This is a genomic window from Citrobacter sp. CK180 (assembly GCF_030333655.1).
In the GTDB taxonomy this organism is placed as follows: Bacteria; Pseudomonadota; Gammaproteobacteria; order Enterobacterales; family Enterobacteriaceae; genus Citrobacter_B; species Citrobacter_B koseri.
This window is the reverse complement of record NZ_JAOWFM010000053.1, coordinates 27,956-48,374: the sequence shown is the minus strand read 5'-3', so window position 1 is coordinate 48,374 and position 20,419 is coordinate 27,956. Positions and strand designations below refer to the sequence as shown.

Genomic DNA, 20,419 nt, shown 5'->3' with positions numbered 1-20,419 from the left:
TCAATGAAAAAAACGGCACTCGCGTTGCTGGCTCTTCTGGTCAGCAGCGCCAGCCTGGCGGCGACGCCCTGGCAGAAAATTACGCATCCTGTTCCCGGAAGTGCGCAATCCATCGGCGGCTTTTCGAATGGCTGCATTGTTGGGGCAGACACGCTTCCCGTGCAGTCCGAACACTATCAGGTGATGCGTACCGATCAGCGCCGCTATTTTGGTCATCCCGATCTCGTGATGTTTATTCAACGACTGAGCACTCAGGTCAGCAACCTTGGGTTTGGAACGGTGTTGATCGGCGATATGGGGATGCCTGCGGGCGGGCGGTTCAACGGCGGACATGCCAGCCACCAGACCGGGCTCGATGTCGATATTTTTCTGCAACTGCCGAAAACACGCTGGACGCAGGCGCAGCTACTGCGACCTCAGGCAATTGACCTGGTCTCCCGCGACGGCAAACATGTGGTGCCTTCGCTGTGGAAGCCGGAAATTTCCAGCCTGATCAAACTGGCGGCGGAAGATAACGACGTCACGCGTATTTTTGTTAATCCTGCCATTAAACAGCAGTTATGCCTGGATGCCGGAACCGATCGTGACTGGTTGCGTAAAGTGCGACCCTGGTTCCAGCATCGTGCGCATATGCATGTACGATTACGTTGCCCTGCCGACAGCCTGGAGTGCGAAGATCAGCCTTTGCCTCCGCCTGGCGATGGATGCGGCGCAGAACTACAAAGTTGGTTTGAACCTCCTGAACCTGGAACAACAAAGCCTGAGAAGAAGACACCGCCACCGTTGCCGCCTTCCTGCCAGGCGCTACTGGATGAGCATGTACTCTAATGGACAATTTTTTAAATCTGTTTATGGTGTCCCCGCTGTTATTGATTGTTCTTTTTTTCGTGGCAATGCTGGCTGGATTTATTGATTCGCTGGCGGGGGGAGGCGGCTTATTAACGATCCCTGCATTAATGGCGGCAGGCATGTCGCCAGCACAGGCGCTGGCGACCAATAAATTGCAGGCCTGCGGCGGCTCACTCTCCGCGTCAATCTATTTCATTCGTCGCAAAGTGGTTAATCTTGCCGATCAGAAACTTAATATTCTGATGACGTTCATTGGCTCAATGAGCGGCGCGTTACTGGTGCAATATGTCCAGGCGAGCATTTTGCGGCAGATTTTACCGGTGCTGGTTATTTGTATTGGCCTTTACTTCCTGTTGATGCCGAAACTCGGCGAAGAGGATCGTCAGCGTCGGCTTTATGGCCTGCCTTTCGCGCTGGTCGCCGGGGGCTGCGTCGGATTCTACGATGGCTTCTTCGGCCCGGCAGCCGGATCGTTTTACGCGCTGGCGTTTGTGACGCTGTGCGGGTACAACCTGGCGAAATCCACCGCCCATGCCAAAGTGTTGAATGCCACCTCGAATATTGGCGGCCTGTTGCTGTTCGCTATTGGCGGTAAAGTCATTTGGGCGACAGGTTTCGTGATGCTGATTGGCCAGTTTCTGGGCGCTCGTATGGGCTCGCGACTGGTGTTAAGCAAAGGACAGAAGCTCATTCGCCCGATGATTGTCATCGTCTCTGCGGTGATGAGCGCCAAACTACTTTATGATAACCACGGACAGGAGATTCTCCACTTGCTGGGGATGAACTAATGAACAGTACGCATCATTACCAACAGCTAATTGATATTTTTAACGGCTGCTTTGCCGACGATTTTAATACCCGTCTGATTAAAGGCGATGACGAACCGGTCTATCTTCCTGCTGATGCGGACGTGCCGTACCACCGGATTGTTTTTGCGCACGGCTTTTACGCCAGCGCGCTGCATGAGATTTCGCACTGGTGTATTGCCGGAAAGGCGCGTCGCGAGCTGGTGGATTTTGGTTACTGGTATTGCCCGGATGGGCGTGATGCGCAGACCCAAAGCCAGTTTGAAGACGTGGAAGTGAAACCGCAGGCCTTTGACTGGTTGTTTTGCGTGGCGGCGGGTTATCCGTTTAACGTCAGTTGCGACAATCTGGAAGGGGACTTCGAACCGGATCGCGTGGTATTTCAGCGCCGGGTTCATGCTCAGGTGATGGAGTACCTGGGAAAAGGCATTCCTGAACGCCCGGCCCGGTTTATTAAAGCGTTACAGAATTATTATCACACGCCTGACATTACGGCGGAACAGTTCCCGTGGCCGGAAGCGCTCAACTGAGGCCGACGCCACGTTTACAATGAGGAAAGAAGATGATCGCGGAGTTTGAATCACGCATTCTGGCATTAATCGACGATATGGTAGAGCACGCAAGCGATGACGAGCTGTTTGCCAGCGGATATCTGCGTGGCCACCTGACGTTAGCAGTTGCAGAACTGGAAGGCGGTGATGACCATTCCGCAGAAGCGGTGTATGCCAACGTCACCAGCAGCCTGGAAAAAGCGATTGGCGCAGGCGAGTTGTCGCCGCGTGACCAGGCGTTAGTGAAAGAGATGTGGGATAACCTGTTCCAGAAGGCCATTAACGCGTAGGCCGGATGCGTCGCCATCCGGCATTTTCACCTTGCCGGGTGGCGTTAACGTTCATCCAACGGATGGACTTATTTCACCGCTTTTCCCTTCAATAACTTCCGTACCCACAGACGATTCGGGTTTAACGCCGCCAGCGTGTCAGCATCCATCGGAATGGGCTCTTCACTCATTTGCGCCGCGAGAATTTCCGCACAGAGCGGGGCTGAACACAACCCGCGCGATCCGAGCGCTCCCAGCATAAACAAATCAGGATAAACCGGCGCGCGTTCGGCGGCGTCTTTCTGTCTGGCAAGGGCGGCGTATTGTGCGAGCGTTGCATCATAGTCCGGCACATTTCCGACCATCGGCAGATGATCACGCGTGGCGCAGCGTACGCCACAGCGCGCCGCTTTTTCGCTGATATCAACCTCTTTTGCCCATGCGGCATCCGGGAAGCAGTCGATCAAGCGCTGGCGATTCTGCTGCTGATCGTCTTCACGATAGGCAGTTTCCTCACTGCCGCGATGGTAACTGGCGCCAATGCAGTGCTGATGAGTGGCAGGGTTTTGCGGCGTGAGGTATCCGTCGTAGCACAGCACCTGGCGTAATGCGGAAAGCGCAGGCGTCGTCGGGATATGGCTCACCTGACCAGCCACCGAATAGACCGGTAACGGACGCGTCTGGTCAACGTGGTTAATCTGATGCCCGTTTGCCAGCACGACCACCTCATGTTCAACTGCCTTACCCTCTGCAAATTGCAACTGCCAGCCTGTGGCCTGGCGCGAAAGGGCGGTGAGCGTGTGTGTGTAATGCCTCCGCAGCCCTTGTGTGGCCGCTAGCGCCAGCAGCGCAGCGGTTAACTGTGCTGGGCACAGCCAGCCGCCAGCCGGATACGTTATTCCGCGACAGTGTGTCGCCACGCCTGTTTCCTGCTGCGCCTGGTCTGGATCTACAGCCACTGCGAGCGCATCGGGCAACGCCAGCGACAGCATCTGATCGATTTTGTGCTGGCTCTTTTCGTCCCAGCCCAGTTGCGTGACGCCGCACCAGTCATGGTCGAAAGTCACCGGCAGCGCGTCATACAGACGCCGCGCGAACGTAAACGCGCTCGGGAAAAAGAGGTTAATCGCCGCATCGTGTTTGCTGAGCAGGGGATAAAGCGCCCCCTGGCGATTGCCGGATGCGCCTTGCGCGGGCTGCTCATCTGAACAATAGAGCGTTACCTGCCAGCCGCGGCGCAGAAGCGCCAGCGACAGCAGCGCGCTGGCGATGCCACCGCCGATGATTGCGACGTCTCGTTTGGCGCTGCCGCTGCGGGTGAACCACGGCGTCGGGGAGGGGGACGTCAGCGCGTGTGCCATGACGCCGCAAAGCATTTCACGCTTGCGGCCAAAACCTTTGCGTTTTTGCATCGTGAACCCTGCCTCCTGCAACCCCCGGCGCACGAATCCCGCAGAGGTAAACGTCGCCAGCGTTCCGCCGGGGCGAGCCAGTCGCGCCATGGTGGAAAACAGATTCTGCGTCCACATGTCAGGGTTTTTCGCGGGGGCAAAACCATCCAGAAACCAGGCGTCCACTTTCTGGTTCAGGGATTCATCCAGTTTCCCCGTCAGCTCATTAATATCGCCGAACCAGAGATCCAGCGTCACACGACCGTCATCAAGAATCAGACGATGGCACCCGGCCAGCGGCAGCGGCCACTGCGCGTGTAGCTGCTGTGCCCAGGGAGCAAGCTCTGACCAGTGTTGATGGGCTAACGCGAGATCGGCCTGCGTCAGGGGAAATTTTTCAAAACTGATAAAATGTAATCTTTGTAGCGTAGCCTCAGGGTGAGCATCGCGAAACTGCGAGAATGCCTGCCAGAGCGTCAGGAAGTTAAGGCCAGTGCCGAAACCGCTCTCCGCCACCACGAATAATGGGCGAGGGTGCAGCGGAAAACGCTCCTCAAGCTGATTGCCGCCGAGAAAAACATAACGCGTCTCTTCCAGCCCATTATCATTGGAAAAGTAGACGTCATCGAAATCTCGGGAAACAGGTGTACCCTCAGCGTTGAATTCAAGGTTGGCAGGTTGTATAGCGTATTGTTTCACGTAAGTTACTCGTCTGACAGGCAGTGTCACGATCTTAGCGATGTGCGCCCGGAGGCGCAAATTTCCATATTAATTGGCTGATCGGACTTGTTCGGCGTACAAGTGTACGCTATTGTGCGAGTCGAATCTTAAAATAGTGCGACTTACAGAGGTATTGAATGAAACGTGCAGTGATTACTGGCCTGGGCATCGTTTCCAGCATCGGTAATAACCAGCAGGAAGTCCTGGCATCTCTGCGTGAAGGACGTTCAGGGATCACTTTCTCTCAGGAGCTGAAGGACTCCGGCATGCGTAGCCATGTTTGGGGTAACGTCAAACTGGATACCACTGGCCTCATTGACCGCAAAGTAGTGCGCTTTATGAGCGACGCATCCATCTATGCTTACCTTTCTATGGAGCAGGCGATTGCTGATGCGGGTCTCTCTGTAGAAACTTACCAGAATAACCCGCGCGTTGGCCTGATTGCAGGTTCCGGCGGCGGCTCCCCGAAATTCCAGGTCTTTGGCGCAGATGCCATGCGTAGCCCGCGTGGTCTGAAAGCCGTTGGCCCGTATGTAGTGACCAAAGCGATGGCCTCCGGCGTTTCTGCCTGCCTCGCTACGCCGTTTAAAATCCACGGCGTGAACTACTCCATCAGCTCTGCTTGCGCGACCTCTGCGCACTGCATCGGCAACGCGGTTGAACAGATTCAACTGGGCAAACAGGACATCGTCTTTGCCGGCGGCGGTGAAGAGCTGTGCTGGGAAATGGCGTGTGAATTCGATGCGATGGGCGCACTGTCCACCAAATACAACGACGATCCGTCTAAAGCTTCTCGTACCTATGATGCGAACCGTGATGGTTTCGTTATCGCGGGCGGCGGCGGTATGGTTGTGGTTGAAGAACTGGAACACGCTCTGGCGCGCGGCGCGCACATCTATGCAGAAATCGTCGGTTATGGCGCAACGTCTGATGGCGCTGACATGGTTGCACCGTCAGGCGAAGGCGCAGTGCGCTGCATGCAGATGGCGATGCATGGCGTTGACACTCCGATTGACTACCTGAACTCCCACGGTACTTCTACGCCGGTAGGCGACGTGAAAGAACTGGGCGCAATTCGTGAAGTCTTTGGCGATAAGAGCCCGGCTATCTCCGCGACCAAAGCGATGACCGGTCACTCTCTGGGTGCGGCTGGCGTGCAGGAAGCTATCTATTCGCTGCTGATGCTGGAACACGGCTTTATCGCGCCGAGCATCAACATTGAAGAGATGGACGAGCAAGCGGCAGGTCTGAACATCGTAACCGAAGCCACCGATCGCGAACTGACGACCGTCATGTCCAACAGCTTCGGCTTTGGCGGCACTAACGCGACGTTGGTTATGCGTAAGCTGAAAGCGTAAATCTGAAGACGTTGGGCGGATAAGGCGTTTACGCCGCTATCCGACATCAACGTTTGCCTGATGGCGCTTCGCTTATCAGGCCTACAGGGGAGCCGATAATGGCTCCCTTTTTTATTGCTTGTTTTCGTATTCCTGCGCGACTTTTGCCGACCACGCCCTGGCGCGGGCAATAGCGCCTGCATCGTAGATCGGGTGTTCAAACTGGTGGGTAAGATCGCGTACCCGATAAATTTTCCATTGGCCATTTTCTCGGCGAGTGTACACCATTAAATGGATAAGGCGGGTATCGGAATCGCCAAGCCATACATCCACTTTTTCACCTCCCAAAAAAGCACTGGCTGTTCCTGCGTGGAATTTAGCGATCCATTCCGGCGCGTAGTCCTGCACGTACATAAAGTAGTCTGACGCCACGATTTCCTGCTCATAATAATCGTCAATTTTCTTTAATCTGCGAATAATTTCAGTTGAAACATATTTTTCATAAATAGGATTGGTGTAATTGATAAGGCTCTTATCGTTATCGCTGGCGTATATTGCCATGTACTGGGGGTAGAATTGACTCACCATGTTACGACTACTTGTATCATTGTGAACATTACATGCGGATAACAGTAAAAGGATTAATGGGAGAATAAACCGCATTAGTTCCTCCTGTATATCGTATATTGTGGTTTTGCTGCTCTGTAACCAGGACCTGCCCACATATCACGTTGTTTGAAATCGGAATACCAGTCTTGTCCATCAAATATAGCCATATGACCGCTTGGGTTTCCTCCCTCATACGGTTGCAAAATGACAACATCACCTGCTCGCGGGGACTCATAAGGAGAGACGGGTCTGAAACCCGCGTGCATTAAAAGAGAACCATAATCTTTGGCGTGCCCAGTGTTCCCTATATCTATGCCTCCGGCACGGATTGCCTTTCGTGTATATTCAGCACATTTTTTGATTGAGTGTGTATGAGCGTGATGCTTTGCATAGTTTGTTGCTGTTCTTATATCCCAGACCATATTATATCCTTTGGATGTTATTACGTGATCCGTTAATTAATTATCACTGTAATAATGGGGTATATAGGTAATATGTGCTATAAAAAAGAATTATAAATAATTTGATTGTATTTAATATGCCAAATAATATTGACCTGAAAAATATTTCTGGATTTATAGTGTTTTATTCTTCTGAACGCTGATGTGGTTCCTCATGACCAGAAATGTAGCGCGAAGGCCAAATCACATCTGGTGTGGTCTCCAGCGCCACCGCAATGATCAGCTCTGCTCTGGGCCAATGGCGGGTAAATACATTGCGTAACGAGTCGGGAGATAATCCAGCTGCTCGTGAAAGATCTCTGAGCGTAATTCCTCTTTTTTCCAGTGCACTTTTAATATCTGCACGATGCCAGTCTTGGCTTTTGTGTTCCATTCTGTAATCCTAAGAAGATGTGTTATCGGCGCCGATATTTTTCAGGTTATAAATTAGCGCGACAAAAAGAACGTTACTTTCTTTTTCATTATAAGAATATTGCCAGAATAAACCTGAAATTTCGCGCAAAAGAAAAAATATTTTTATTTCATCAGGGAAAAGGAAAGAAACTGATGGCAAAAGAGTGGTTCACGGTTAAGGAGTGTCTTGCATTACCGGGGTTTCCAGGAAGTGTGCCTGCGGTTCGTGAACGTTTGAATAAGTACAGTGAGGGGAAAGAGAGTGTCAAACGTAAGCGTGCTAAATCGAAAGCTGAGGAGTACCATATTTCTGTTTTTCCTCTCTACCTCCGTCCTTATTTGAACGAAAATGAGGCAGTGCTAACGCTGGAGAATGCCTTCGACCAGGAAGTGGAACCCAAAGAGATCTGGGATATGATATTCAGGCTACTGACGCCGGGGCAACGTATACAGGTGACCGGGCTGTTCAGGACAAAGGGAATCGATGCCGTCTTTCCCTTTCTGTTCGATGACAAGTCTTCGTTTTGATACAACTTCCTGAGATTTCAAGGTTGACAAGTTTAGCGGCTCACAGGCAGACTTCACGCTCAACATTATCCCCATGATAATGCGTAAGCGTTTAACGTTATCCAACGCACCTTAATCCTGATGGTCAGGTGGAGGGGGCGTGGCATTTCCTCGCCTTACTCTGCATTCTGGAGTAACGCATGACAGCTGTATCCCAAAAAGAAAAAACACCTTCTGCGAATTTTTCGCTTTTTCGTATCGCTTTTGCGGTTTTTCTGACCTATATGACGGTCGGTTTACCGTTACCTGTAATCCCTCTTTTTGTTCATCATGAGCTGGGCTATGGCAACACGATGGTCGGCATCGCGGTGGGCATTCAATTCCTTGCAACGGTATTGACCCGTGGTTACGCCGGGCGACTGGCCGATCAATATGGTGCCAAACGTTCCGCGCTACAGGGGATGTTGGCCTGCGCGCTGGCGGGGGGCGCGTGGCTGTTGGCGGCGTTGTTACCTGTTTCTGTACCTGTAAAATTCGCGTTGCTGATTGTCGGGCGACTGATCCTGGGTTTTGGCGAAAGCCAGCTACTGACCGGAACCCTGACCTGGGGGATGGGGCTGGTTGGGCCTTCGCGCTCCGGTAAAGTGATGTCGTGGAATGGCATGGCGATTTACGGCGCGCTGGCTGCCGGTGCGCCGCTTGGTTTACTGATTCACAGCCATTACGGTTTTGCGGCGCTGGCAGGAACAACAATGGTGCTGCCGCTGCTGGCCTGGGCATTTAATGGCGCCGTGCGTAAAGTACCTGCGCACGCGGGCGAACGTCCGTCGCTGTGGAGCGTCGTCGGCCTCATCTGGAAGCCGGGCCTGGGGCTGGCGCTACAGGGGGTTGGTTTCGCCGTTATCGGCACCTTTATTTCACTCTATTTCGCCAGTAAAGGCTGGGCGATGGCCGGTTTTACGTTGACCGCGTTTGGCGGCGCTTTCGTGCTGATGCGCGTGCTGTTTGGCTGGATGCCGGATCGCTTTGGCGGTGTGAAGGTGGCGGTTGCGTCCCTTTTGGTCGAAACGGCAGGGCTGGTGCTGCTTTGGCTGGCGCCTGTGGCCTGGATTGCGCTATTGGGCGCGGCGTTAACCGGGGCAGGGTGCTCGCTCATCTTCCCGGCGCTGGGCGTTGAAGTGGTGAAGCGCGTACCTTCTCAGGTACGCGGTACGGCACTTGGCGGCTATGCCGCGTTTCAGGACATCTCCTACGGCGTTACCGGCCCGCTGGCCGGGCTGTTAGCCACCTCGTGCGGCTACTCTTCCGTATTCCTCGCCGGGGCGATTTCTGCCGTCGTGGGGATTGTGGTGACGCTGCTGTCGTTTCGCCGGGGTTAAGACACCAGCCAGAACAGAATGAAGGCAACCGCCAGTGCGATAAAGATCAGCCCCGGTCGCGCCGTTACGGATTTGATGGTTTCAATCATCGGGGCGAACGGGCTGTATATCGGCTGAATGTGATGCGGCTCGGTTAACTCTCTTTCGCGCGCAACGCGGCGCAGAAAGACCTGGTTCAGCAGATCCTGAACCTGAGCGGTTGTCAGAATTGTATGCGGCAACGCCTGATATGTCTGTTGGGCGTAATCTCTTAACGCCGTGAATTCATTCGGCTCCAGCGGCAGTTTTAGCGCCGCCTGTAGCGTCTGTAGGGTGGGCGCGCTCTGGTTGCTGAGGGTCTGGCGCGCTTGAAGCCAGGTGACCAGGTGCGTGAACTGTTTTGCAGGGATCAGCTCGCCGCTTTTCACACCGGAAAGTTCCAGCATGGACTGCCAGATAAGTTTGCCCGATTCGCCCGTCGCGGCGGCCAGCTTCGTCACCAGTTGGTTGAGCGTATTATGCTCGGCAGGCAATAACGGTCTGTCGGTTGGCGGACGTTGTTGAGGCTGAGGAATGGAAAGTTGCCCCTGTTGCAGTAGCGTCAGCACATTCTTTAACTGCTCGGGCGTTAACTGGCTGAGCGCCGTCTGACCGTACTGTTGGCGAATAAAATCGCTGACGGCCTGGCGGTTGTTCCCCTGGCTCAATAATTCCGTCAACTGCGAGAGTACCTGACGATTCGCGTGGTTCTGCTGAGCGACGCTCAGGCGTTGCGTGAGATTTTGTTCTGCGGCGGGGAAGTGACGCGACAGTAACGGCGTGTCGCTTTTTACGCCCAGATCGTGTTTCATTCCGGCCCAGACTTCCGCGCTTTGCTGTTGCGTCAGCGAAATCAGACGCGTAATCAGGCGTTCCAGCACCGTGCGCTGCTGGGTGGATAGCGGCTGTTCTCCGGCAACGGAAGGCGCAGTCTGACCTTCACCGGGAGGGCGTGCGGGAGTACCGGAAATGGGTTGCATCATCACTTATCCTTAAACCATAAATCTTAGCAAAGTATGCCTGGCGGCCAGATTATGGCACACTTGCCCGGTTAACTCTCGTTCTCAAACAGGTACGCAGACGTGAAAATCCTCGTTGATGAAAATATGCCTTATGCCCGCGAATTATTTAGCCGTCTGGGCGAGGTCAAAGCGGTTCCCGGTCGCCCCATTCCCGTTGCAGAACTTGATGATGCGGATGCGTTAATGGTGCGTTCAGTCACCAAAGTGAATGAAGCGCTGCTTGGGGGGAAATCCATCAAATTTGTCGGCACCGCAACCGCCGGGACCGATCATGTGGATGAGGCATGGCTTAAGCAGGCTGGTGTGGGGTTTTCAGCGGCGCCTGGCTGCAATGCCATCGCTGTTGTTGAATATGTCTTTTCCGCTTTACTGATGCTGGCGGAGCGTGACGGCTTTGCTTTAAGCGACCGCACCGTGGGGATTGTCGGCGTAGGTAATGTTGGCGCTCGCTTGCAGGCGAGGCTGGAAGCGTTGGGCATTCGCACTTTGCTGTGCGATCCGCCGCGTGCGGACCGGGGCGATGAAGGTGATTTCCGCTCGCTGGATGAGCTGGTCCAGGAAGCGGATATTCTGACGTTCCACACGCCGTTGTATAAAGAGGGGCCCTACAAGACGCTGCACCTGGCGGATGAGGCGCTGATCGGGCGGCTGAAGCCGGGGACGATTCTGATTAACGCCTGTCGCGGCCCGGTGGTGGATAACACCGCGCTGCTGGCGCGCCTGAATGCCGGGCAGTCGCTGAGCGTGGTGCTTGATGTCTGGGAAGGGGAGCCCGATCTTAACGTGGCGCTGCTGGAAAAAATTGATATCGGCACATCGCACATTGCCGGTTATACCCTGGAAGGGAAGGCGCGCGGCACCACGCAGGTCTTTGAAGCCTATAGTACGTTTATCGGACGGGGGCAAAAAGTGGCGCTGGATACGCTGCTACCCGCGCCGGAGTTTGGGCGTATTACGCTGCATGGCCCGCTGGATCAGCCGACGCTGAAAAGGCTGGCGCATTTGGTGTATGATGTGCGCCGCGATGATGCGCCACTGCGTAAAGTCGCCGGAATTCCGGGCGAGTTTGATAAGCTGCGTAAGAATTACCTTGAGCGCCGTGAATGGTCTTCCTTGTACGTGATGTGCGACGATGCCAGTGCCGCCACGCTGCTGCATAAGCTCGGTTTCAACGCCGTTCATCATCCGGCCCATTAACATTCTTTTTGTCGCTCCCTGCATAGCGCGGGGAGCTTTGCTATTTCTGGAGTAAACCACCATGTCTGAAGGCTGGAACATTGCCATCCTGGGCGCAACAGGCGCCGTAGGCGAAGCCCTGCTCGAAACGCTGGCTGAACGTCAGTTCCCGGTCGGTGAGATTTATGCGCTGGCGCGTAATGAAAGTGCGGGCGAACATCTGCGCTATAGCGGCAAGTCGGTCATTGTGCAGGATGTTGCTGATTTTGACTGGACGCAGGCGCAGTTGGCGTTTTTTGTCGCTGGCGCTGAAGCCTCTGCCGCATGGGTTGAGGAAGCCACCAATGCGGGCTGTCTGGTGATCGACAGCAGCGGCCTGTTTGCCCTGGAACCGGATGTGCCATTAGTGGTGCCGGAAGTGAACCCGTCTGTGCTGGCCGATTACCGCAACCGCAATGTGATCGCCGTAGCCAACAGCCTGACCAGCCAGTTGCTGGCCTCGCTGAAGCCGCTGATTGATGAAGGCGGTCTGTCGCGCATTAGCGTCACCAGCCTGCTTTCTGCCTCGGCACACGGGAAAAAAGCGGTGGATGCGCTGGCCGGTCAGAGCGCGAAACTGCTCAACGGTATCCCTATCGACGAAGATGATTTCTTTGGTCGCCAACTGGCGTTTAACATGCTGCCGCTCCTGCCGGACAGTGAAGGCAGCGTGCGCGAAGAGCGCCGTATCGTTGATGAAGTGCGTAAGATTTTGCAGGACGACGGGCTGATGATTTCCGCCAGCTGCATTCAGTCGCCGGTATTTTATGGCCATGCGCAAATGGTCAGTTTTGAAGCGCTGCGCCCGCTGGCGGCGGAAGAGGCGCGCGATGCCTTTTCTCGCGGCGAAGATATTGTGCTGTCTGAAGAGACTGACTTCCCGACTCAGGTGGGCGATGCGTCTGGCAATCCGCAGCTTTCTGTCGGCTGTGTGCGTAACGACTATGGCATGCCGGAGCAGGTTCAGTTCTGGTCGGTGGCCGATAACGTTCGCTTTGGCGGCGCGCTGATGGCGGTCAAAACCGCGGAAAAACTGGTGCAGGAGTACCTGTACTGATGTCAGCAGTGGAACAACCGCCAGTTTATAAAATTGCGCTGGGCATTGAGTACGACGGCAGCAAATATTATGGCTGGCAACGCCAGAACGAAGTGCGCAGCGTTCAGGAAAAGCTGGAAAAAGCGCTTTCTCAGGTTGCCAACGAACCTGTTAACGTGTTTTGCGCCGGGCGGACAGACGCTGGCGTACACGGAACGGGGCAGGTGGTGCATTTTGAAACCACCGCGTTGCGTAAAGACGCGGCGTGGACGCTGGGTGTAAATGCGAATTTACCTGGTGACATCGCGGTTCGTTGGGTTAAAGCTGTACCTGAGGATTTTCACGCCCGGTTTAGCGCAACGGCTCGCCGTTATCGCTACATCATCTACAATCATCGGTTGCGCCCGGCGATTTTAGGTCATGGGGTTACGCACTTTTATGAGCCGCTGGACGCAGAACGTATGCACCGGGCGGCGCAGTGTCTGATTGGTGAAAATGATTTTACCTCGTTTCGCGCGGTACAGTGCCAGTCGCGTACGCCGTGGCGAAACGTGATGCACATTAACGTGACGCGTCACGGTGCGTATGTGGTGGTTGATATCAAAGCCAATGCCTTTGTACATCATATGGTCAGGAATATTGTCGGTAGCCTGATGGAAGTAGGCGCCCACAACCAGCCGGAGAGCTGGATAGCAGAGTTGCTGGCGGCGAAGGACAGGCGGCTTTCAGCAGCAACGGCGAAAGCGGAAGGGTTGTATCTGGTTGCGGTTGATTACCCGGAACGGTTTGACCTTCCCAAAACGCCACTGGGCCCGCTGTTTCTGGCGGACTAATTTGAGTCGTATAAGGCATCAATATGGACCTGATTTATTTTCTGATTGATTTTATCCTGCACATTGACGTGCACCTGGCGGAGCTGGTCGCGGAATACGGCGTCTGGGTATATGCCATTCTGTTCCTGATCCTGTTTTGTGAAACCGGACTGGTGGTGACGCCGTTTCTGCCGGGGGATTCGTTGCTGTTTGTGGCGGGGGCGTTGGCGTCGCTGGAAACCAACGATCTCAACGTACATATTATGGTGATGTTAATGCTGATCGCCGCGATTGTCGGCGACGCGGTGAACTACACGATCGGCAGATTGTTTGGCGAACGGTTGTTCAGTAACCCGAATTCAAAAATTTTCCGTCGCAGTTACCTTGATAAGACGCACCAGTTTTATGAAAAGCATGGCGGAAAAACCATTATTCTGGCCCGTTTTGTCCCGATTGTCAGAACCTTTGCGCCGTTTGTTGCGGGTATGGGACATATGTCTTATCGCCATTTTGCCGCGTATAACGTCATTGGCGCGCTTTTATGGGTGCTGCTCTTCACATATGCGGGGTATTTCTTCGGTACGATCCCTATGATTCAGGATAACCTTAAGTTACTGATCGTAGGGATTATTGTGGTGTCGATATTGCCAGGCGTGGTTGAAATCATTCGCCATAAGCGCGCTGCGTCGCGTGCCGCAAAATAGAAAGTAACTCAGCGGTTCGACCACTTTTTTATCCAAAGTTTCGGGCTGTTATGTTTTAATGTGCAACATTCATAGTCTGTTGGGGGCAAAAATGGCATTATGCGCTCCTGATAACAAAGCTGACGACTAAGGTTCAGGCAGAAAGGTCACTAATGAGCTGGATTGAACGAATTAAAAGCAACATTACTCCCACCCGCAAGGCAAGCATTCCTGAAGGGGTGTGGACCAAGTGTGATAGCTGCGGTCAGGTTTTATACCGTGCTGAGCTGGAACGTAATCTTGAGGTCTGTCCGAAGTGTGACCATCATATGCGCATGTCGGCGCGCAATCGCCTGCATAGCCTGTTAGATGAAGGAAGCCTTGTGGAACTGGGCAGCGAACTTGAGCCGAAAGATGTGCTGAAGTTCCGCGACTCCAAGAAGTATAAAGATCGTCTGGCTTCCGCGCAGAAGGAAACCGGCGAGAAAGACGCGCTGGTGGTGATGAAAGGTACGCTCCACGATATGCCGATTGTTGCGGCGGCGTTTGAGTTCTCCTTTATGGGCGGTTCTATGGGGTCTGTGGTCGGCGCGCGTTTTGTCCGTGCCGTTGAGCAGGCGCTGGAAGATAACTGCCCGCTGATCTGCTTCTCCGCTTCCGGCGGCGCGCGTATGCAGGAAGCGCTGATGTCGCTGATGCAGATGGCGAAAACCTCCGCTGCGCTGGCGAAAATGCAGGAGCGTGGTCTGCCGTATATCTCCGTGTTGACCGATCCGACAATGGGCGGCGTTTCCGCAAGTTTTGCGATGCTCGGCGATCTCAACATTGCAGAACCGAAAGCGTTAATCGGTTTTGCGGGCCCGCGTGTTATTGAACAAACCGTACGTGAGAAACTGCCGCCGGGATTCCAGCGCAGTGAGTTTCTGATTGAAAAAGGCGCTATCGATATGATCGTCCGCCGCCCGGAAATGCGCCTGAAACTGGCAAGCGTTCTGGCGAAGCTGATGAATCTTCCGGCGCCGAACCCGGATGCGCCGCGCGAAGGCGAGGTGGTGCCGCCGGTACCCGATCAGGAACCCGAGGCCTGATAATTTACTCTATGGATTTCGAGTTGCAGGAAGGCGGCAAGAGAGCGAATCCCGATGAGCTTGCACAGGCAAGTGATTCGGGTGAGCGAGAGCAGCCAACACACCTGCAGCTTGAAAGACGACGAGTACAAAAGGGCAGGGCCAGCTGGCGCTGCCTTTTGCTTTTCTCAACGTAATAAATTTACAGGCATCATGGACAATAAACGCATTCCCCAAGCCGCGTCGCCCCTGGCAGCGTGGCTTTCTTATCTGGAAAACCTGCACAGTAAAACTATCGATTTGGGTCTGGAACGCGTAAGCCGGGTTGCGGCGCGTCTGGGCGTGCTGAAACCCGCGCCGTTTGTCTTTACGGTGGCGGGTACTAACGGTAAAGGAACAACCTGCCGCACGCTGGAGTCTGTGCTGACGGCGGCGGGCTATAAAGTGGGCGTCTACAGTTCTCCGCATCTTGTGCGCTATACCGAGCGCGTTCGCGTGCAGGGAAACGAGTTGCCGGAGTCTGCTCATACCGCCTCGTTCGCCGAGATTGAGGCCGCGCGCGAAGACATTTCTCTGACCTACTTTGAATATGGCACGCTGTCGGCGCTGTGGCTGTTTAAGCAGGCTCAGCTTGACGTGGTGATTCTGGAAGTCGGGCTGGGCGGACGTCTGGACGCGACCAATATTGTTGATGCGGATGTTGCGGTAGTGACCAGCATTGCGTTGGATCATACCGACTGGCTGGGGCCGGACCGCGAAAGTATCGGGCGTGAGAAGGCGGGGATCTTCCGGGCGGAAAAACCGGCTATCGTCGGCGAACCGGAAATGCCGTATACCATCGCCGATGTGGCGCAGGAAACCGGGGCGCAGTTACAGCGTCGCGGCGTGGACTGGCATTATGATGTGACGGGCGACGGCTGGTCGTTTACGGACGGCGAAGGTACGCTGGCGAATCTTCCGCTGCCGCAGGTGCCTCAGCCTAACGCCGCCACCGCGCTGGCGGCACTGCGCGCCAGCGGGCTGAACATCAACGAGCAGGCGATTCGTGACGGCATTGCCCGGGCGATTTTGCCCGGTCGTTTCCAGATAGTGAGCGAATCGCCACGGGTGATTCTGGATGTCGCACATAATCCCCATGCTGCGGAATATCTGACAGAACGCCTGAAAATGTTGCCGAAAAACGGGCGTATACTTGCCGTTATCGGTATGCTACATGATAAAGATATCGCAGGGACGTTAGCCTGGCTGAAAAGCGTGGTCGACGACTGGTATTGCGCGCCGCTGGAAGGGCCGCGCGGCGCGACGGCGGAGCAATTGCTGGAACATCTGGGCAAAGGCACTGTCTATGACAGTGTCGCGCTGGCGTGGCATGCAGCGCTGGCAGAGGCGAAACCAGAAGATACCGTGCTGGTGTGTGGATCATTTCACACGGTTGCACATGTCATGGAAGTGATGGACGCGGGGAGAAGCGGTGGCGAGTAAGTTTCAGAATCGTTTAGTTGGCACAATCGTGCTGGTCGCTCTCGGGGTGATTGTGCTTCCCGGGTTGCTCGACGGGCAGAAAAAACACTATCAGGATGAGTTTGCGGCGATCCCGCTGGTGCCAAAGCCTGGCGATCGCGATGAGCCTGATATGATGCCAGCCGCAACACAGGCGTTGCCGACCCAGCCGCCTGAAGGCGCTGCTGAGGAGGTGCGTGCCGGAGATGCGGCAGCGCCGTCTCTGGACCCTTCCCGTTTTGCTGCGGAAAACAACGCCAGTTTCGATCCTGTCCCCGCACCTGTTGAGCCGCCGAAACCGAAACCGGTTGAAAAGCCGAAACCACAGCCGAAGCCGCAGCAACCGGTAGCGGCAACGCCGACACCGGCGCCTGAGCCGAAACCTGCTGCTGAAGAAAAACCCGCGCCAACGGGTAAAGCGTACGTTGTGCAGTTGGGGGCGTTGAAAAATGCCGATAAGGTCAATGAGATAGTGGGTAAACTTCGTGGCGCGGGCTTCCGGGTATATACTTCTCCGTCAACGCCGGTACAGGGTAAAATAACCCGTATCCTCGTCGGGCCTGACGCCTCAAGAGACAAGCTGAAAAATTCTCTTGGCGAGTTACAGCAGATCTCCGGTTTGAGTGGCGTGGTGATGGGTTACAGCCCGAACTAAGCCACCGCTGCCTGATGGCGACGCTGCGCGTCTTATCAGGCCTACGGTGTACTGTTTTCCAGGCCGGATAAGGTGCTTGCCCGCCATCCGCGCGGAGTTCAGCCAGGCCTACGGTGTACTGTTTTGTAGGCCGGATAAGGTGCTTGCACCGCCATCCGGCAATGCCCGAAGAGGCAAAAAGTTTGATGGCGTTGAATATTTTTTCAGCGCCATTTTTATTTACGCACGGGAAGGAAATCCCTACGCAAACGTTTTCTTTTTCTGTTAGAATGCGCCCCGAACAGGACGACAGGGCGTAAAATCGTGGGACACATATGGTCTGGATTGATTACGCCATTATCGCGGTGATTGGTTTTTCCTGTCTGGTTAGCCTGATCCGTGGCTTTGTTCGTGAAGCGTTATCGTTGGTGACATGGGGTTGTGCTTTCTTTGTCGCCAGCCATTACTACACTTACCTGTCTGTCTGGTTTACGGGCTTTGAAGACGAACTGGTTCGAAATGGGATTGCTATCGCGATACTGTTTATCGCGACGCTTATCGTCGGCGCTATCGTGAACTTTGTGATAGGTCAGCTGGTGGAGAAAACCGGCCTGTCGGGTACTGACAGGGTGTTGGGGATCTGTTTTGGCGCGCTGCGAGGAGCGTTAATCGTCGCCGCCATTCTGTTCTTTCTCGATACGTTTACCGGCCTGTCGAAAAGCGAAGACTGGAGCAAGTCGCAGCTTATCCCGCAGTTCAGTTTCATCATCAGATGGTTCTTTGACTATCTGCAAAGCTCGTCAAGTTTCTTGCCCAGAACGTAACGGTTCTGAGATGTGGCTTAACGAGGAAAAGACGTATGTGCGGTATTGTCGGTATCGCCGGTGTTATGCCGGTAAACCAGTCGATTTATGACGCGTTAACGGTGCTCCAGCATCGTGGTCAGGATGCCGCTGGCATCATCACCATTGATGCCAACAACTGCTTCCGCTTGCGTAAGGCAAACGGACTGGTGAGCGATGTTTTTGAAGCTCGCCATATGCAGCGTATGCAGGGCAATATGGGCATCGGGCATGTGCGTTACCCAACGGCTGGCAGCTCCAGCGCCTCCGAAGCTCAACCTTTTTACGTCAACTCGCCGTATGGCATCACGCTTGCTCATAACGGCAACCTGACCAACGCGCATGAGCTGCGTAAAAAGCTGTTTGAAGAAAAACGTCGTCACATCAACACCACGTCAGATTCTGAAATCCTGCTCAATATTTTTGCCAGCGAGCTGGATAACTTCCGTCATTATCCGCTGGAAGCCGATAATATCTTTGCCGCCATTGCCGCGACCAACCGCCAGATTCGCGGCGCGTATGCCTGTGTGGCGATGATTATCGGGCACGGTATGGTGGCTTTCCGCGATCCGAACGGCATCCGCCCGCTGGTGCTGGGCAAGCGCGACATTGGCGATGGCCGCACTGAATATATGGTTGCGTCCGAAAGCGTGGCGCTTGATACGCTGGGCTTCGAATTCCTGCGCGATGTGGCGCCGGGCGAAGCGGTGTACATCACCGAAAAAGGCCAGTTGTTTACCCGCCAGTGCGCGGATAACCCGGTCAGCAATCCGTGCCTGTTCGAATACGTCTACTTTGCGCGCCCGGACTCGTTCATCGATAAAATTTCCGTCTACAGCGCCCGCGTGAATATGGGGACGAAGCTGGGCGAAAAAATTGCCCGTGAATGGGAAGATCTGGATATCGACGTGGTGATCCCGATTCCAGAAACCTCCTGCGATATCGCGCTGGAAATCGCCCGCATTCTGGGTAAACCGTACCGCCAGGGCTTTGTGAAAAACCGCTACGTTGGCCGGACGTTTATCATGCCGGGCCAGCAGTTGCGCCGTAAGTCCGTGCGTCGCAAGCTGAACGCCAACCGCGCTGAATTCCGCGATAAGAACGTCCTGCTGGTGGATGACTCCATCGTGCGCGGCACCACCTCTGAACAGATTATTGAGATGGCCCGTGAAGCCGGCGCGAAGAAGGTCTATCTGGCTTCTGCGGCGCCGGAAATTCGCTTCCCGAACGTTTACGGTATCGATATGCCGACGGCAAATGAGCTGATTGCTCACGGTCGTGAAGTGGATGAAATTCGCCAGATCATCGGCGCTGATGGGCTTATCTTCCAGGATCTGGACGATCTGATTGAAGCTGTTCGCGCTGAGAACCCGGATATTCAGCAGTTTGAATGTTCGGTCTTTAACGGCGTGTATGTCACAAAAGACGTTGACCAGCAGTATCTCGACTATCTGGATTCCCTGCGTAATGATGACGTCAAAGCGATGCAGCGTCAGAACGAAGTGGAAAACCTGGAAATGCATAACGAAGGTTAATCTCTCCTCCCGGCAAGGGCGCGCAATCCGCGCCCTTGCTTGCAACGCCCCGTAAAATCCTGCAAAGTCAGCCCAGACGCAAGAAAGGGCAAAAATCATGAAACGACTCATTGTAGGGATTAGCGGCGCCAGCGGCGCGATTTATGGCGTGCGCTTGTTGCAGGTTCTGCGTGACGTGGCGGATGTGGAGACCCACCTGGTGATGAGTCCGGCTGCGCGTCAGACGCTTGCGCTGGAAACCGAATTTTCCTTGCGGGAGGTGCAGGCTCTGGCCGATGTCACCCATGATGCGCGCGATATTGCCGCCAGTATCTCTTCTGGCTCCTTTCAGACGGCGGGGATGGTGATTTTACCGTGCTCGATCAAAACGCTCTCCGGTATTGTACACAGCTATACTGACGGACTTCTCACCCGTGCGGCGGATGTTGTCCTGAAAGAGCGCCGCCCGCTGGTGTTGTGCGTGCGGGAAACGCCGCTGCATTTAGGACACTTGCGCCTCATGACTCAGGCGGCTGAAATTGGCGCCGTTATTATGCCACCGGTTCCCGCGTTTTATCATTGCCCGCAAACGCTGGATGATGTGATTAATCAGACGGTTAATCGAGTTCTGGATCAGTTTGATATCACGTTGCCGCACGATCTTTTCACCCGTTGGCAGGGCGCATAACGCTGCCCGCTCACAGTGCGTTTTTGCATAAATTGCCCTGTTTCAGGGCAATTTTGTAACCGCGATCATATCCTCAACATTTAATTCGCTAAAAGCGACCGAAACGCTGCGGTTCA

21 protein-coding genes and 1 pseudogene are annotated in these 20,419 nt (G+C 54.6%); 17 read left to right on the top strand and 5 right to left on the bottom strand.

The window, feature by feature from the left end:
• Window positions 1-3: 3 nt before the first annotated feature.
• The 4 genes from mepA to OGV50_RS16080 are packed head-to-tail and all read left to right on the top strand — an operon-like array spanning window position 4 to window position 2,496.
• The gene (gene mepA / locus OGV50_RS16095; RefSeq protein ID WP_012131440.1) at window positions 4-828 is read left to right on the top strand and encodes a penicillin-insensitive murein endopeptidase; all 825 of its coding nucleotides are present in this window, start codon (window positions 4-6) and stop codon (window positions 826-828) included.
• Window positions 828-1,637, top strand: coding sequence for a sulfite exporter TauE/SafE family protein (locus OGV50_RS16090; protein WP_012131441.1), 810 nt, complete (start codon window positions 828-830; stop codon window positions 1,635-1,637). Before mepA ends, OGV50_RS16090 begins: the two co-directional genes overlap by 1 nt.
• Window positions 1,637-2,185 carry an elongation factor P hydroxylase gene (locus tag OGV50_RS16085; protein WP_200090855.1) on the top strand — a complete coding sequence of 183 codons (549 nt, stop codon included), beginning with the start codon at window positions 1,637-1,639 and terminating at the stop codon, window positions 2,183-2,185. Before OGV50_RS16090 ends, OGV50_RS16085 begins: the two co-directional genes overlap by 1 nt.
• 32 nt (window positions 2,186-2,217) lie before the next feature.
• Window positions 2,218-2,496 (top strand): YfcL family protein, encoded by a 279-nt coding sequence (locus OGV50_RS16080; protein WP_012131443.1) that lies wholly within the window; start codon window positions 2,218-2,220, stop codon window positions 2,494-2,496.
• Between the two features lie 68 nt (window positions 2,497-2,564).
• Here the strand turns inward: OGV50_RS16080 and mnmC are convergent, their stop codons facing one another.
• The gene (gene mnmC, locus OGV50_RS16075; RefSeq protein ID WP_200090854.1) at window positions 2,565-4,565 is read right to left on the bottom strand and encodes a bifunctional tRNA (5-methylaminomethyl-2-thiouridine)(34)-methyltransferase MnmC2/FAD-dependent 5-carboxymethylaminomethyl-2-thiouridine(34) oxidoreductase MnmC1; all 2,001 of its coding nucleotides are present in this window, start codon (window positions 4,563-4,565) and stop codon (window positions 2,565-2,567) included.
• 158 nt (window positions 4,566-4,723) lie between these two features.
• On the opposite strand from mnmC, the gene fabB reads away from it, so the two are divergent.
• Window positions 4,724-5,944, top strand: coding sequence for a beta-ketoacyl-ACP synthase I (gene fabB, locus OGV50_RS16070; protein ID WP_047462293.1), 1,221 nt, complete (start codon window positions 4,724-4,726; stop codon window positions 5,942-5,944).
• Between the two features lie 111 nt (window positions 5,945-6,055).
• Here the strand turns inward: fabB and OGV50_RS16065 are convergent, their stop codons facing one another.
• From OGV50_RS16065 to OGV50_RS16055, 3 genes are all read right to left on the bottom strand, one after another.
• On the bottom strand, window positions 6,056-6,586 hold the full coding sequence (locus OGV50_RS16065) for a YqhG/Tai3 family protein (protein WP_047462296.1): 531 nt from the start codon (window positions 6,584-6,586) through the stop codon (window positions 6,056-6,058).
• Window positions 6,586-6,954, bottom strand: coding sequence for a hypothetical protein (locus OGV50_RS16060; protein ID WP_058667779.1), 369 nt, complete (start codon window positions 6,952-6,954; stop codon window positions 6,586-6,588). The genes OGV50_RS16065 and OGV50_RS16060 overlap by 1 nt, the downstream gene beginning before the upstream one ends.
• Before the next feature lie 163 nt (window positions 6,955-7,117).
• Window positions 7,118-7,366, bottom strand: coding sequence for a helix-turn-helix domain-containing protein (locus OGV50_RS16055; RefSeq protein WP_047462299.1), 249 nt, complete (start codon window positions 7,364-7,366; stop codon window positions 7,118-7,120).
• A 173-nt stretch (window positions 7,367-7,539) separates the two neighbouring features.
• Here OGV50_RS16055 and OGV50_RS16050 point away from each other — a divergent pair, with 173 nt between their 5' ends.
• Both OGV50_RS16050 and OGV50_RS16045 read left to right on the top strand, forming a co-directional pair.
• Window positions 7,540-7,914, top strand: a complete 375-nt coding sequence (locus OGV50_RS16050) for a MerR family transcriptional regulator (protein ID WP_104868399.1) — start codon at window positions 7,540-7,542, stop codon at window positions 7,912-7,914.
• Between the two features lie 179 nt (window positions 7,915-8,093).
• Window positions 8,094-9,272 (top strand): MFS transporter, encoded by a 1,179-nt coding sequence (locus OGV50_RS16045; protein WP_200090853.1) that lies wholly within the window; start codon window positions 8,094-8,096, stop codon window positions 9,270-9,272.
• Here OGV50_RS16045 and flk read toward each other — a convergent pair.
• Window positions 9,269-10,270: a flagella biosynthesis regulator Flk gene (gene flk / locus OGV50_RS16040; protein WP_049008705.1), complete on the bottom strand. Its 1,002-nt coding sequence runs from the start codon at window positions 10,268-10,270 to the stop codon at window positions 9,269-9,271. The two genes, OGV50_RS16045 and flk, sit on opposite strands and share 4 nt — an antisense overlap.
• 102 nt (window positions 10,271-10,372) lie before the next feature.
• Here flk and pdxB point away from each other — a divergent pair, with 102 nt between their 5' ends.
• The 10 genes and pseudogenes from pdxB to OGV50_RS15990 form a co-directional block, all read left to right on the top strand.
• Window positions 10,373-11,509, top strand: coding sequence for a 4-phosphoerythronate dehydrogenase PdxB (pdxB, locus tag OGV50_RS16035; RefSeq protein ID WP_200090852.1), 1,137 nt, complete (start codon window positions 10,373-10,375; stop codon window positions 11,507-11,509).
• Between the two features lie 61 nt (window positions 11,510-11,570).
• Complete coding sequence (locus tag OGV50_RS16030; RefSeq protein ID WP_012131450.1) at window positions 11,571-12,584, top strand: aspartate-semialdehyde dehydrogenase; 1,014 nt, start codon at window positions 11,571-11,573, stop codon at window positions 12,582-12,584.
• A complete protein-coding gene (truA, locus tag OGV50_RS16025) occupies window positions 12,584-13,396 on the top strand; it encodes a tRNA pseudouridine(38-40) synthase TruA (protein WP_012131451.1) in 813 nt (270 codons plus the stop codon). The genes OGV50_RS16030 and truA overlap by 1 nt, the downstream gene beginning before the upstream one ends.
• Window positions 13,397-13,419: 23 nt before the next feature.
• On the top strand, window positions 13,420-14,079 hold the full coding sequence (locus tag OGV50_RS16020; RefSeq protein ID WP_012131452.1) for a DedA family protein: 660 nt from the start codon (window positions 13,420-13,422) through the stop codon (window positions 14,077-14,079).
• A gap of 152 nt (window positions 14,080-14,231) precedes the next feature.
• On the top strand, window positions 14,232-15,146 hold the full coding sequence (accD, locus tag OGV50_RS16015; RefSeq protein ID WP_012131453.1) for an acetyl-CoA carboxylase, carboxyltransferase subunit beta: 915 nt from the start codon (window positions 14,232-14,234) through the stop codon (window positions 15,144-15,146).
• 192 nt (window positions 15,147-15,338) lie between these two features.
• The gene (folC, locus tag OGV50_RS16010) at window positions 15,339-16,607 is read left to right on the top strand and encodes a bifunctional tetrahydrofolate synthase/dihydrofolate synthase (RefSeq protein ID WP_115625758.1); all 1,269 of its coding nucleotides are present in this window, start codon (window positions 15,339-15,341) and stop codon (window positions 16,605-16,607) included.
• Window positions 16,597-17,280 (top strand): cell division protein DedD, encoded by a 684-nt coding sequence (gene dedD, locus OGV50_RS16005; protein ID WP_012131455.1) that lies wholly within the window; start codon window positions 16,597-16,599, stop codon window positions 17,278-17,280. The genes folC and dedD overlap by 11 nt, the downstream gene beginning before the upstream one ends.
• Window positions 17,281-17,594: 314 nt before the next feature.
• The gene (gene cvpA, locus OGV50_RS16000) at window positions 17,595-18,083 is read left to right on the top strand and encodes a colicin V production protein (RefSeq protein WP_012131456.1); all 489 of its coding nucleotides are present in this window, start codon (window positions 17,595-17,597) and stop codon (window positions 18,081-18,083) included.
• Between the two features lie 35 nt (window positions 18,084-18,118).
• Window positions 18,119-19,636: an amidophosphoribosyltransferase gene (gene purF, locus OGV50_RS15995; protein WP_012131457.1), complete on the top strand. Its 1,518-nt coding sequence runs from the start codon at window positions 18,119-18,121 to the stop codon at window positions 19,634-19,636.
• Window positions 19,637-19,727: 91 nt separating this feature from the next.
• A pseudogene (locus OGV50_RS15990) lies at window positions 19,728-20,303 on the top strand (UbiX family flavin prenyltransferase); the annotation flags it as partial.
• Window positions 20,304-20,419 lie beyond the last annotated feature (116 nt).